The sequence below is a fragment of the Enterococcus olivae genome, assembly GCF_053760925.1.
This window is the reverse complement of the sequence record NZ_JBSMVT010000023.1, coordinates 1-12,781: the sequence shown is the minus strand read 5'-3', so window position 1 is coordinate 12,781 and position 12,781 is coordinate 1. Positions and strand designations below refer to the sequence as shown.

16 protein-coding genes and 1 pseudogene are annotated in these 12,781 nt (G+C 37.4%); 2 read left to right on the top strand and 15 right to left on the bottom strand.

Features of this window, described 5'->3' with window-relative positions; translation table 11 throughout:
- Window positions 1-11: 11 nt before the first annotated feature.
- The 12 genes and pseudogenes from ACWODM_RS12695 to ACWODM_RS12640 all read right to left on the bottom strand — a co-directional run bounded on the left by ACWODM_RS12695 (window position 12) and on the right by ACWODM_RS12640 (window position 8,063).
- Window positions 12-866 (bottom strand): aldo/keto reductase, encoded by an 855-nt coding sequence (locus ACWODM_RS12695; protein ID WP_455321739.1) that lies wholly within the window; start codon window positions 864-866, stop codon window positions 12-14.
- Window positions 867-922: 56 nt separating this feature from the next.
- On the bottom strand, window positions 923-1,633 hold the full coding sequence (locus ACWODM_RS12690) for a flavodoxin family protein (RefSeq protein WP_455321738.1): 711 nt from the start codon (window positions 1,631-1,633) through the stop codon (window positions 923-925).
- Between the two features lie 17 nt (window positions 1,634-1,650).
- Complete coding sequence (locus tag ACWODM_RS12685; RefSeq protein WP_455321737.1) at window positions 1,651-2,394, bottom strand: SDR family oxidoreductase; 744 nt, start codon at window positions 2,392-2,394, stop codon at window positions 1,651-1,653.
- A gap of 479 nt (window positions 2,395-2,873) precedes the next feature.
- Entirely contained in the window at window positions 2,874-3,005 is a 132-nt protein-coding gene (locus tag ACWODM_RS12680; RefSeq protein WP_455321736.1) for a hypothetical protein, read from the bottom strand.
- A gap of 23 nt (window positions 3,006-3,028) precedes the next feature.
- Window positions 3,029-3,991 carry an aldo/keto reductase gene (locus ACWODM_RS12675; RefSeq protein ID WP_455321735.1) on the bottom strand — a complete coding sequence of 321 codons (963 nt, stop codon included), beginning with the start codon at window positions 3,989-3,991 and terminating at the stop codon, window positions 3,029-3,031.
- A gap of 46 nt (window positions 3,992-4,037) precedes the next feature.
- Window positions 4,038-4,716: pseudogene (locus ACWODM_RS12670) on the bottom strand (aldo/keto reductase).
- Window positions 4,717-4,779: 63 nt separating this feature from the next.
- A complete protein-coding gene (locus ACWODM_RS12665; protein WP_455321734.1) occupies window positions 4,780-5,517 on the bottom strand; it encodes an SDR family oxidoreductase in 738 nt (245 codons plus the stop codon).
- Window positions 5,518-5,545: 28 nt separating this feature from the next.
- Window positions 5,546-5,863: a carboxymuconolactone decarboxylase family protein gene (locus tag ACWODM_RS12660; RefSeq protein WP_106195797.1), complete on the bottom strand. Its 318-nt coding sequence runs from the start codon at window positions 5,861-5,863 to the stop codon at window positions 5,546-5,548.
- A 20-nt stretch (window positions 5,864-5,883) separates the two neighbouring features.
- Complete coding sequence (locus ACWODM_RS12655; RefSeq protein ID WP_455321733.1) at window positions 5,884-6,300, bottom strand: cupin domain-containing protein; 417 nt, start codon at window positions 6,298-6,300, stop codon at window positions 5,884-5,886.
- 2 nt (window positions 6,301-6,302) lie between these two features.
- Window positions 6,303-6,827, bottom strand: coding sequence for a flavodoxin (locus tag ACWODM_RS12650; protein WP_455321732.1), 525 nt, complete (start codon window positions 6,825-6,827; stop codon window positions 6,303-6,305).
- A 104-nt stretch (window positions 6,828-6,931) separates the two neighbouring features.
- Window positions 6,932-7,810, bottom strand: coding sequence for a LysR family transcriptional regulator (locus ACWODM_RS12645; RefSeq protein WP_455321731.1), 879 nt, complete (start codon window positions 7,808-7,810; stop codon window positions 6,932-6,934).
- Window positions 7,811-7,832: 22 nt separating this feature from the next.
- Window positions 7,833-8,063 carry a hypothetical protein gene (locus ACWODM_RS12640; RefSeq protein ID WP_455321730.1) on the bottom strand — a complete coding sequence of 77 codons (231 nt, stop codon included), beginning with the start codon at window positions 8,061-8,063 and terminating at the stop codon, window positions 7,833-7,835.
- Window positions 8,064-8,281: 218 nt separating this feature from the next.
- On the opposite strand from ACWODM_RS12640, the gene ACWODM_RS12635 reads away from it, so the two are divergent.
- Together ACWODM_RS12635 and ACWODM_RS12630 are read left to right on the top strand one after the other, a co-directional pair.
- The gene (locus ACWODM_RS12635) at window positions 8,282-8,416 is read left to right on the top strand and encodes a hypothetical protein (protein WP_281260059.1); all 135 of its coding nucleotides are present in this window, start codon (window positions 8,282-8,284) and stop codon (window positions 8,414-8,416) included.
- 172 nt (window positions 8,417-8,588) lie between these two features.
- Window positions 8,589-8,873 (top strand): DNA-binding protein, encoded by a 285-nt coding sequence (locus tag ACWODM_RS12630; protein WP_455321729.1) that lies wholly within the window; start codon window positions 8,589-8,591, stop codon window positions 8,871-8,873.
- A 55-nt stretch (window positions 8,874-8,928) separates the two neighbouring features.
- Here ACWODM_RS12630 and ACWODM_RS12625 read toward each other — a convergent pair whose 3' ends face one another.
- The 3 genes from ACWODM_RS12625 to ACWODM_RS12615 all read right to left on the bottom strand — a co-directional run bounded on the left by ACWODM_RS12625 (window position 8,929) and on the right by ACWODM_RS12615 (window position 12,645).
- On the bottom strand, window positions 8,929-10,359 hold the full coding sequence (locus ACWODM_RS12625; protein WP_455321728.1) for a glycoside hydrolase family 1 protein: 1,431 nt from the start codon (window positions 10,357-10,359) through the stop codon (window positions 8,929-8,931).
- Window positions 10,360-10,384: 25 nt separating this feature from the next.
- Entirely contained in the window at window positions 10,385-12,280 is a 1,896-nt protein-coding gene (locus tag ACWODM_RS12620) for a beta-glucoside-specific PTS transporter subunit IIABC (protein WP_455321727.1), read from the bottom strand.
- Between the two features lie 137 nt (window positions 12,281-12,417).
- A complete protein-coding gene (locus tag ACWODM_RS12615; RefSeq protein WP_455321726.1) occupies window positions 12,418-12,645 on the bottom strand; it encodes a PRD domain-containing protein in 228 nt (75 codons plus the stop codon).
- Between the last annotated feature and the right edge of the window lie 136 nt (window positions 12,646-12,781).

Here is a 12,781-nt window from a genome sequence, read left to right as displayed (position 1 = left end):
TTGATACATACTTAATCTGTATTTCTAGACATACCGGCAAGCCGTTCAATTGCTGCAGCGTCACGGTGATCAAAGAAACTAGATTTATTTTCATCCAATGTAGTGATTTCCTGCATATCTTCAGCCGTCAATTCGAAATCAAAAATAGCAAAATTCTGTTGCATACGTTCGACATTGGCTGATTTGGGAATAGCTACGATTCCACGTTGAATATTCCAACGTAAGATGACTTGCGCAATTGATTTGTTGTACTTGTCCCCAATTTTTTGCAGTCTGTCATTATGGAACAGTTCATTCTTCCCTTCTGCAAATGGTGCCCAGCCTTCTACCTGCACACCTTTATCTTTCATCACTTGGATATCTTCTTCACGTTGGAAGAAAGGATTGATTTCAACTTGATTGACTGCTGGTGTTACTTCGTTGAAAGCAATCAAATCTAATAAGCGATCTGGATAAAAATTCGCCAACCCTATTGCACGGATCTTTCCTTCTTTATACAGTTCTTCCATAGCTCTCCATGAACCATAGACGTCATTTAACGGTTGATGGATCAAATAAAGGTCTAAATAATCTAATTCCAATTTGTCTAAAGAGCGCTGAAACGCTGCTTTTGTGCCTTCATATGTTGCATCACTGATCCATAATTTGGTTGTAATAAATAATTCTTCACGTGGCACTCCACTTCGCTTAATGGCTCTTCCGACTGCTTCTTCATTTCCATAAGAGGCTGCTGTATCAATTAATCGGTAACCATGTTGGATGGCTTGATAAACAATCTCTTCGCATTCTTCTAAATCCGTAATTTGAAATACACCAAATCCTAAACGGGGCATTTTCACTCCATTATTCAACGTTGCATAATCCATAATATACTCCTCTTTTCTTTTACTTTTTATAGGTGGATAAATACAGATAAACAAAACTAATTTGCTAACCAGTCTGCGACTTCATCCTGCGAAGAAATCACATCTTTGTCTTCAACCGAAAAGCTTTCTTCTATCGTACTATTTGGCAACAACTCTTGTATTCTTTCGATAGTATTCCCTTCACCGTAACCTGCATTTGATGAGAAGGGATAAATAACTTTATCATCAAGCATCTCTCCATAGCTTTCTAAGAAGCTGACGATTGGGTTTGACAATGTCATAGCCCAAGTTTGATAACCTAAATAGATACGATCATATTGGTTCAAATCAGGCATTTCTGTATTAATTTCCGGAAATTCTCCATCTTCTCTTTCTTGGTTCGCGCGGTCAACTGTTTCCTCGTAATTTTCAGGATAAGGGTTTGTAATCGTCAATTCTAATACATCAGCGTCTGTCTGTCCTTGGATCATCTTCACTAAATTCTCGGTGTTTCCACTTCTTGAAAAGTAGATAATAAGCGCATCGGCATCTTCCGTTAAAATCCTCATTGGTGCTTCATTACTATTCGTATCCTGACCATCTGACTTTGCCCCTCTACCATATTCATTAGTGCCAATGATTTCAGTCATCGATGAAGATTGTGCGGATGACTCTGAACGGCTTTCCTCATTATTGCTTTCACGATTCATACTGTTCTCATCTCCATTTCCTGTACACCCTGCAAGTAAAAATAAACTAGTAAACGTAGCGGCAATTATTTTTTTCAATCTCATCCCTTCTTTCATTATTGAATTTGTTTCGTTGGACGGATAATGATTTCATTCCAAGTGGTATCTTCCGGCACCTCAACTACTTGCTGGATAGCCGCAGCGACTCGATTTACTGGAATACCAAAATTATCATAAAATTGTTCATAGTTTTTCTTCAAGACTGGATCCGTCACAGAAGATAATAATTCGGTATTGATAGCTCCAGGAGAAATAATCGTGACACGAATATTCGATTCATCTTGCGCAACTTCTTCTCTTAATGATTCACTAATTGCACGAACAGCCCATTTAGTTGCTGAGTAGACAGCTCCTCCTGCATGAGCATAATGTCCCGCAACAGATGAAATGTTGATAATATGTCCTGATTTTTGTTCATTCATATAAGGAAGTGCTGCACCAATACCATAAAGCGTTCCTTTGATATTGATATCAATCATATTGTCCCAATCTTGAATACGCTTATCTTTCAATGGTGAATGAGGCATAATTCCTGCACTATTGACTAAAATATCAACTTTACCAAAAGTATCGACAGCTAGTTGAATCAAATCTTCTACTTCTTGACCATTCGTTACGTCGGTCACTCGATACAGCGCTTCACCGCCACTAGACTTAATTTCTTCAGTGATTTCTTTTAATTTTTCTTCTCGTCTTGCGCCTAAAATGACTTTTATTCCATGTGTGGCTAATAATTTTGCGGTTGCTTCACCAATTCCACTTGAGGCCCCAGTGATTACTGCCACTTTATTTTCTGTCATGATTATTCCTCCTTCGTTGTTATAAATACAGCATACACCTTGTAGTTGACTCCAACGCAACTAAAAAGATTGTTTTTAACTAATTTTATTAAGTCTAATTTACTTGGAAGGACATAGCTATTTCTATTTATTCTTCTTTTTCACAACAATAGAAGTTAATATCCTTATAGAACTTTACTGTGATTTGGGTATTGACGAGTCTATTAATAACTCAGATGTAACCATTTCTGTTATAATCAAAAATATTGAAAAAATCAAAATCTTATTCTAAAAAATCTTCCTTTGTACGAGCCTTTCAATGCTCAGTACAGAGAAAGATTTTTCATTTATTGCAACTATTGTTTAATCACTACTGAATAGTACGCGCTTTCGTAGTTCCATTATCCATACAAATGGAAGCATCAATAATTAGTACCATGCTAGATCCTTTTAGTGCCACAGATTGACCAGATTCTTTTTTATTTCTTTTCCGAAGAAAATCATGAAGTAGTGTGCTCTTCCTCAGTATCTTGCTGGGAAATTGCTTTCACGCGTTCTTCAATTTGTTTAGCCGCTCCATTTTCTTCTACTATTTTGTGATGTTTAAAGATTCGTGCGACATGTGTGTCCACTATATACTCTTCAGCCCTTTGAATTAAAAATGTGTCTCATCAATTTCCATTTGTTCAAGAGAGGTATTAATTTTCTTCATATCTTCCTGAGATAAAGAAATTTCCATAGTACCGAGATTTTCTTCTAGACGATGAAGTTTAGTTGTACCAGGAATCGGAACAATATAATCACGCTGTGCAAGTTCCCAAGCCAAAACAATTTGCGCTGATGTGGCTTGCTTTTCTTCTGCAATTTCTGCCAGCAGATCCAGCACAGCCTGGTTTTTTTCCATTACTTCTGGTTTAAACCGCCCCATAAAGCTCCGGAAATCTCCTTCTTCATACTTCATATTTTTAGAATACTTACCGCTTAAAAACCCGTTGCCCAATGGGCTGTAGGCAACAAATCCAATCCCTAGTTCTTCACAGATAGAGAACAATTTTTTCTCAGGTTCTCTCCAAACCATTGAGTATTGGTTTTCTATAGCCGCTAATGGACAAACAGCATGTGCTCGACGCAAGTAATCAATGGGCGCATTAGAAAGCCCCCAATGCAAGATCTTCCCTTCTTTTATTAAATCTTCCATAACTTGCGCAACTGCTTCTGGTTCTACATTAGGATCAACTCGATGTTGATAATACAAATCAATATAATCCACATCTAGACGCTTCAAAGACCCTTCTACTTGTTCCCTAATAGATGATGGCTGACTGTCTAAAATATTTTGCGGAGCTCCATCAATAACTTCTTGACCGGTAATTCCAAACTTAGTAGCAATCACCGCTTTATCTCGAATTCCTTTTACGGCTTGTCCAAGTACGATTTCATTGCCTTCACCGTAAACGACTGCAGTATCAAAAAAGTTACCGCCTAAATCAATTGATTTACGAATCAGATCAATCATTTGTTTTCGATCAGCTGGCTTGCCATAAGCATGATCCATCCCCATCAATCCTAACCCGATGGACGAAACTTCCAGTCCGTTTCCTAAAATTCTTTTTCTCACTTTTTTTCCTCCTGACTTTCCTCTTAGCAGTATGGGTAAAAAGCTTTTACTTTCCTGCTCCAGTTAAGGATTTAACTATTTCTGGATCATAATGAGAGAAAAATAAGCTTTCTTTTTGGTTTAATGTCAAAATCATTTCCATATTTTTCACCAATGATTTTCAATGTTTCATTAGTAAAGAAATCATTTTTACCTTCAGCAAATGGCCCCCATGACTCAATTTGCGTATTGTACTCTTGCATGATTTTTTGTGCTTCTACTTATTGATTAAACTCATGTGTTTCCAATTGGTTCACCATTGGCATGATTTCACTAAACTCAGCAATAACGATAAAACGATCTGGATAGAAATTGCTCACTACGATAGCACGTATTTTACTGACTTTATCATATTCTTCCATCGTTCAGTAAGTACCAGAATAATTATTAAAGGGCTGATGGATCAACAATCAATCAAGATAGTTCGTTTGCAATAAGCGCAGCGATTTCTCAATAGACTGTTTTGCCTTTTCGTAGCCGGTATCTGAAATCCATACTTTTGTGGTGATAAAGAATTCTTCGCAAGGAATACTGCTCTTTTTCACAGCATTTCCTACTGCGGATTCATTTCCATAAGCTTGTGCAGTGTCAATTGAACGATAACCTGCTTCTATCGCTTCACTTACGACACGTTTGCATTCTTCTAAATCATTTATTTGATAAATCCCACAATCTAAAATCGGCATTTCTACTCCATTCGATAATGTGACTGTCTCTACCCTCAATACTCCCTATTCGTTTAAATACTTTTACATGGCTTGCTTTGTTGGTCGAATAACAATTTCATTCCAAGCCGCATCTTCTGGTAAATCAACCGCTTGTTTGATTGTTAAAGCTACTCGATCAGCAGAGATGCCATAATTTTGATAGAAATCTTCAAAATTACTTTGGAACTCTTTGTCTGTAACTGATTCTAGTAATTCGGTATTGATAGCACCTGGTGAAATAACAGTCACTCGGATATTGGAGCCATCTTGTGCAACTTCTTCGCGTAACGACTCGCTGATGGCGCGAACAGCCCATTTAGTTGCTGAATATACGGCACTTCCGACATGTGCCATATGTCCTGCAATAGAAGAAACATTGATGAATTGTCCAGATTTTTGTTTCTCCATATATGGAAGAGCTGCTCCAATACCATACAACGTTCCTTTGATATTGATATCGATCATGGCATCCCAGTCTTCGATTTTCTTTTGTTTTAATAAGGATTGTGGCATGATCCCGGCATTGTTCAACCAAACATCGACGCGTCCGAATTTATCCATGGCCAACTTCGCTAAATCTTCCACTTGATCTATTTTAGTCACATCCATTACTGCATAGACAGCTTCACCGCCAAGTTTTTCTACCTCTTGAACTAGATCTTTTAATAAATTTTCACGACGAGCTCCTAAAACTAATTTCGCTCCGTCTTTTGCCATAATTTGAGCAGTTGCTTTCCCAATACCACTTGATGCTCCTGTAATCACGATAACTTTTGACATTTATTTTTCCTTCTTTCTTCAAACTAGTTTAATCTTCATTAAAGATTTCTTTTGCTAACGTAAATGCGGACCAAGCTTTTGGCCAACCTGTATAAAAAGCTAAATGGGTGATCAATTCTACCATTTCAGTTTTTGTTACCCCGTTTTGTTTCGCCATTTTCAAATGTGCTTCTAATTGAGGCGCCCCTTGAGTCATTAGACTTGCGCAAGTAATCATACTGCGGTCATGCGGAGATAATTCAGACTCTCTAGACCATACTTCTCCAAATAAAACATCATCATTTAATTCCGCAAATTGAGGAGCAAATTCTCCTAAATTGTCGCGACCTGCTGTTTGTTTTGCCATCGTTTTTCCCTCTTTCGCTATTATTTTTCTGCTAGTTTTGAATAAATTTCATCAGAAACAGGTTCTAACCATTCTGGTGTACCAGCTGTTATGGCAATATGTTCAAACCAGCTATCTTTTGTTGCTCCATGCCAGTGTTTTACACCATCATGCGTAACGATCACATCGCCAGATTTTAAGAATTGTGCTGGTTCTCCTTCTTCTTGATACCAGCCTTCGCCGCCAGTTACTAATAACAATTGGAAGCCGTCATGGTGAATATGCCAATTGTTTCGACATCCAGGTTCAAACGTCACATTTCCAACTCCAACATTCACTTCTGGATCAGAAATTAAATTATTCAAATAGCTCTGTCCTATAAAGTATTGTGCAAATGCCTCATTTTTTTCTCCTATTGGGAAAATCACACCTTTTTTTACTTCTTCATGTTTTGTCATTTTTACATTCCTCCGTTTTGTTGATAGTGAATCAACCAATTTTCTACGGCTTTATCTGCCCTATGAACTCTAGAGCCACGTACAGGCAAACCTTGCATGATTATTGAATTTGGACACAGCTCTTTTAATTCGAACATACTACTGCCAAATGCACTGCCTTCATGTGTACAAAATGGATAAATCGTTTTATCGGAAAGGTCATGGCTCTCCAGAAAATGAGCAACAACCATCGGAAAAGTACCACACCAATTTGGAAACCCCAGAAAAATCGTGTCATCTTCATCTATATTGACTTCAAGCTCCTTAAATAGCGGACGTAGTTGCTGCTGCTTTTCTTTTTCCGCCATTTGAACCAGTTGTTCGTATTTTTTTGGGTATTCTTCAATTGGAATAATCTCAATTAATTCCGCATGTATGTTGTTTTCAATTTTTTCTGCTAACACCTTTGTATTTCCAATTGAGAGAGTGGTAATTTTACCATTCACAAAGTTTTCATACTTTCTAGAAAAATAGACAATTTTTGACACTATTTTCACCTCAAAAAAACTGTAACTAAACTCATTTCGCTTACAAGTTTATGTTACAGCTGAATATATGTGCCGTCCAATACTTCTTAAACAGGGATGCATGCTTAAAGAGCATAGTTGAACTTTTCTATTAATTTATGGACTGTCGGTGAAAGAATAGTATTTTTCTTCCAAACTAAAACACAATTGGTTTTTATTTCTGGAACTAATGGTAAAAATTTTACATTCTCTGATTTTCTATGTGAAATAGCTCCTTCAATAGTCAACGCTGAGCCTACTCTATTTTCTACAAGAGAGAATACGTTAAAAATCAGATTGAACGTTCCTATAATATTTAATTCTTTTTCTTCTATTTCTGCCCATGAATAAAACATATTTTGAACCTCTAATCTAGCAGAACATAACAGTGGGATCCCGACAAGCTCTTCTACTGTTAGATCATTTTTGTTAGCTAAAAAAGACTTGTTTGATACAAGCAACCCCCATCTTTCTTGCCTTGGCAGAACAATTTTATCATATTTTTCTGTAGAAACTGGTTCAAGTAATAATGCAACATCTAATAATCCTTTGTCTAATTTTTCAATAATATCATCACTTGTTCCACTAACAATATTGAAACTTATTTGCGGATGGTCAGCAATCAGTTCTTCCAAAAACAGTGCTAAGGTGTCAGAATTATCTGCTTCTACACATCCAATCGAAATATGGCCGCTCAAAAGTCCTTGTTTTTTATTTAGAAATTCCTGTTCAGTTTTGTCGTTCAATAGCAGGATTTCTTCTGCTCGTTTCTTAAGGAACATACCCGTTTCTGTCAAAAACATTTTTTTGTTTTCTCGAATAAAAAGATCTGTTCCCAGCTTTTCTTCAAATTCTTTTAGCTGTCTGCTGAGTGTCGGTTGCGTAATATGTAACACTCGTGCAGCTTGGGAGATATTCTGTTCTGCCGCAATGGTTAAAAAATATCTTAACATCCTGATTTCCATTAATCATCCCTCCAAAAGTCAGTCAAATTTCTTCAAACTTTGTTCTATTTTTTGTTCTGTTTGTATGATCTGCTAATAACTGATTTCTTTCTGAAATCGTTTGTTCGCCTTTTTGAAATAGATTTGAATAGTTCACAAGCACTTCAATTGGCAAGCTGGCATTTCTCACTTGTCTGGCAAAAATAAGCCATCTTATTTCTTCTTCATCGAACATTCTGACACCATTTTTGTTTCTTTTTACAGCTGGAATCAAACCAATTTTTTCGTACTAAAGAATGGTATCAGGTGTTGCTCCGCTTTATTTGCTAGCTTCTCTTATATTCATTTTCTTTCTCCTTTAAAAATCACCTATTTAGTTAAAGGATGAAGTAAAAAGCAAAATAAAGCAACTGCTAAACTTGACCTAGAGTGCACTCCAAAGAATACAATAAAAATGTAGTCATTCAATTGAATTTACGATGAGGAAAATGCATGGAAAAAACATGGTTTATTACAGGCGTAAGTAGTGGGTTTGGTTATGAGCTAACGAAACAATTATTGGATAAAGGGAATACAGTTATCGGTACTGTCCGCAACAAAGAAAAAGCAACAGATTTTTTGTCATAATGAACTGTCAAAAATAACAATATGAAAACATCTATTTTGTTATTTAGTGCTGTTTATCAGAGAGTAATCCTTCTTGTTTTTGTGTCTTTTTTTCTATTTTTAAATTTTTTTTCAAAAGAATACAAATTTACCCCTATTCAGATTGGTACATAGTGCGAAAGGTGGTGTTTATATGAAATCTACACATTTTCATTTATCGGTAGAAAATAAGTTTGACTATATGTGTAAACGTGTCATGCAAGATGAAAAAAATACTTACTACAAACAATTATTAACTATTGCAAATCGAGAAGCTACATTTTCAGAGATTGGAAATTATATTGTCACTCAATTCTCAACAACAGATACTTACTCCACTGATTTTCTTTTCTTCAATATCCTTGGCTTTTCTATTGGAATTAAAAATGAATTATTAGTAGCTTCTATAGAAAAGTTATCAGAACAAAAAGCAGACTGAAATAAACAAAAATGCTTGTTCCAGTCTGCTCTTATCTAATATTTTCAATTAAGGATCATTGATTACTTAGATTTTCGCCATTTGTTGCAATGACTTTTTTATACCAATAGAATGATTTTTTTCGACTGCGGTCTAATGTCCCGTTGCCATCGTCGTCGCGATCTACATAGATAAAGCCATAACGTTTGCTCATTTCACCAGTCCCTGCACTGATCAAATCAATACAGCCCCAAGGTGTGTAACCAATCAACTCTACACCATCTTCAATCGCATGGTCCATCTCGACAATATGCTGTTTGAAATAGTCGATGCGATAATCATCATTGATCGATCCATCTGGTTCAACTTGGTCGAAAGCGCCCAAACCATTTTCAACTACCATCAACGGTACTTCATAGCGAGAATAGATTTGATTTAGCGTATAACGCAGACCTACTGGATCAACTTGCCAGCCCCAATCACTCGTTTCCAAATACTCATTTGAAACGCCACCAAACAAATTTCCACCAGTTTTATCGTCACGGTCTTCCAGATTATCAGCAATGCATGTGCTCATATAATAACTGAAGGTATAGTAATCCACCGTTCCAGCCTTCAGTAGCGCTTTGTCCTCATCGGTAATGTCTATTTGGATTCCATTGTTTTCAAAATAGCGTTTCATGTAATAAGGATAGGCACCTTTTACTTGGACATCTCCGCAAAAATAATTCAGGCGATCGTTCATTTGCTGCGTTTTTAAGACATCTGCTGGACGACAAGTTTTCGGATACATTGTAATATAAGCCAACATGCAGCCAATTTTGAAATCCGGATTGATCGCATGTCCTGCAATGACCGCTTTAGCAGATGCTACAAAAACATTGTGTAATGCTTGATACTGTTCTGTTTCTGTATATTCACGATTGAACAATCCATTGATTCGTTTGCCATGCTCCAGAGTACCAAAATTTATTTCATTAAATGTCAACCAGTATTTGACTTTGTCTTTGTAACGTTCAAAGAGCGTTGTTGCATAGCGTTCGTAAAAGTCAATCGTCCGTTTATCTAAGAAACCATCGTATTTTTTCCCCAATTGAAAAGGTAATTCAAAATGCGAAATCGTTACTAAAGGCTCTATGCCATGCCTGTGCAATTCATCAAACAAATCATCGTAAAACTGCAAACCCGCTTCATTTGGTGTCGCTTCATCGCCGTTCGGGAAAATGCGTGTCCAGGCAATTGACAAACGATACACCTTGAAGCCCATTTCTGCAAACAAAGCAATGTCCTCTTTGTACCTATGGTAATGATCAATAGCCGTATGACTCGGATAATAATAATTATCCTGGTCAATTTCTAAATCGAAGGAACGACGAGTCCCAGCTGTACGGCTGCCAGCACGGTTGTGGTCACTGATCGAATCTCCTTTACTATCAGTATTCCATGCCCCTTCGCACTGGTTAGCTGCCGTCGCACCACCCCATAAAAAATTCTTTGGAAAGCTCATAAATGTTTCACTCCTTCATGCTCGATTAATTTGCCACAATAGCTGTCGTCAACAGCGCCCCTTGTTGCACGTTGAGTGCATCCGTCGCAATGATGTCCGCATAGTCCGGCGTATTCGTAATGATAATCGGCACTTGTGTACTATAGCCTTCATTCTCAATAGCTTCAATATCAAAGCGAATCAGTACATCGCCTTTTTTGACCGTGTCTCCTTGTTTAACAAGTGCTTCAAAGTACTTGCCCTCCAATTGGACAGTATCGATACCAATATGAATCAACAGCTCCATGCCATCGTTTGAGATTAAACCCAGTGCATGGTTCGTTGGGAATAAGGTCATCACTGTTCCGTCAAATGGCGCAACAACTTCCCCTACCGTTGGCTCGATAACCACTCCTCTACCCATGACTCCTTCAGCAAAAGCTGGATCTTTTGCTTCACTCAAAGGAAGTACTTTGCCTGCTAATGGTGCAAGCACTTCCGTTTTGTCTAATTTTTTTTTATGTCCAACAAATGAATTTTTCGCTTCATCTTTACTCATTGCTGTTGGTGCATCATCTTCAAAACCTAACAACCAAGCTAAACCAAAACCTGCAAATAGCGCTGCTGCATCCAAAATCATACTGTAGATAGCAAACTTCATATCCCCATCTGGTGAAATTGAACCAGTATAACGGAAAATACCCAGTCCTCCCATTTGATACGCTTGAATCCCCAAAGCCATCGTAATGGCACCAGTTATAGATCCGACTACACAAGAGACCCAAAATGGTCGTTTTTTCGGTAAAGTAATCCCATAAATCGCTGGTTCAGTTACTCCAAAAATTCCTGAAATAAATGCTGGGATAGATAATTCTTTCAGCTTTAAATTTTTAGTTTTTAACATCACTGCTAAAACTGCTCCTGTTTGGGCGAAAGAAACACTCCCACTTGGAGACAATAATGCTGTAGGTTGGCCTTGAGATAAGGCGATAATCACAAATGGGATCAACGCCCAGTGCATGCCAAACATCACCAGAATTTGCCAAGCAAAACCTAAAACTGCTCCATAAATAATCGGGCTAAATGTTTGAATGCTAATCAAACCACTCCCTAGTACATCTGAAGCGACATTCATTACGGGACCAATTACAAGAAAAGTTAGCGGTATAGTAATCAATGCCACAAAGAAAGGAACTAAGAACAGCTTCACTACATCTGGAAGAATTTTTCTTAATTGTTTTTCAATAAATGCCGCAAAAGCAGTAGAGGCGATGATCGGCATTACTGTAGAACCGTAACCGGCTGTCGGTACTGAGAATGGAATACCGAAGAAGTCCAAACCACCCGATTCCGCAAATTGACCAGCAATAGAGCCATCAATAAAACCTGTGTAAACCAAGCTTGAAGCAATCATCATCCCCACAAATGGTGAGCCGCCGAATTTATTCATGGCTGTATAACCAATAAAGATAGGTAGCAATAAGAATAGCCCATCCCCCATCGCATTTAAGACTGCATACGTAGAGGTTGCTGCGAATTCAGCTCCAAGTGCAAAAGAAAGAACGGCTGCAACACCTTTCAGCATACCGGCAGCAGACAGAGGTGCTAAAATCGGTTGGAAGATGTTTGAAATAATATCTACAAATTGATTGAATAAGTTCCCTTTTGGTCCGGAATCTGTTTCTGGCTCCAATACACCTAAAACAGCATCTACCTCTTTTTTAACATCTGGCACATGATTTCCGATAACAACCTGATATTGTCCGCCAGACTGCATGACCGTTACAACACCATCCATATTTTTTAATACTTCTGTATTTGCCTTGCTTTCGTCTTTTAATTTGAAACGCAAGCGTGTGATACAATTGGTAAGCGAGTTGACATTTTCTTTACCGCCAATTTCTCGTACAATATTTTCTGCTAATTTTTCATATTTACCCATCGTTTTTTCCTCCAAAATTAATTTTATTTTGTTTAATCTAGAGGTTTCGCCAACTGAATGTCACGATCCAAGCCTTTCCACAGGATAATCTCTCCTCTGCTCCTTTCATTTTTTATAGTATAGTAAGAGTCTTGCTCTTATTTCGTTTTTTCAATGATGCGCGCGATGTGTATCGTAATATACACTTGCTCATCTTTAGATGCCTCGTAGTTCCAACGACTGTCCAATAATTCCACGACTTTTTTAGTTGCTTCGAATGCTTCTGGATATTTCTTATTAATCAGTATAAACAGCTCATTTTCCACTACATTTTCTTCTATTTCAGCGACCTGCGCATTTAGTACTCTCTCAGAAAAATAACGCAAATGTGTAATCCTGAATCATTCATAGATTTTTATACAGGGACATTTTTATCAAAAAATTAGGCGAAGCTGAAATGTTTCTTTCTTTTTTACAAATCGATTAGATTCCTTCCTAACGGAAGAAAAGAAAAGTTCATTT

Excerpts from the sequence above, each read along its gene's own strand:
- ACWODM_RS12660 (WP_106195797.1), bottom strand. The coding sequence starts at position 5,863 with ATGGCAAAACAAACAGCAGGTCGCGACAATTTAGGAGAATTTGCTCCT.
- ACWODM_RS12635 (WP_281260059.1), top strand. The coding sequence starts at position 8,282 with ATGGAAAAAACATGGTTTATTACAGGCGTAAGTAGTGGGTTTGGTTAT.
- ACWODM_RS12645 (WP_455321731.1), bottom strand. The coding sequence starts at position 7,810 with ATGGAAATCAGGATGTTAAGATATTTTTTAACCATTGCGGCAGAACAG.
- ACWODM_RS12625 (WP_455321728.1), bottom strand. The coding sequence starts at position 10,359 with ATGAGCTTTCCAAAGAATTTTTTATGGGGTGGTGCGACGGCAGCTAAC.
- ACWODM_RS12685 (WP_455321737.1), bottom strand. The coding sequence starts at position 2,394 with ATGACAGAAAATAAAGTGGCAGTAATCACTGGGGCCTCAAGTGGAATT.
- ACWODM_RS12665 (WP_455321734.1), bottom strand. The coding sequence starts at position 5,517 with ATGTCAAAAGTTATCGTGATTACAGGAGCATCAAGTGGTATTGGGAAA.
- ACWODM_RS12695 (WP_455321739.1), bottom strand. The coding sequence starts at position 866 with ATGGATTATGCAACGTTGAATAATGGAGTGAAAATGCCCCGTTTAGGA.
- ACWODM_RS12630 (WP_455321729.1), top strand. The coding sequence starts at position 8,589 with ATGAAATCTACACATTTTCATTTATCGGTAGAAAATAAGTTTGACTAT.
- ACWODM_RS12655 (WP_455321733.1), bottom strand. The coding sequence starts at position 6,300 with ATGACAAAACATGAAGAAGTAAAAAAAGGTGTGATTTTCCCAATAGGA.
- ACWODM_RS12620 (WP_455321727.1), bottom strand. The coding sequence starts at position 12,280 with ATGGGTAAATATGAAAAATTAGCAGAAAATATTGTACGAGAAATTGGC.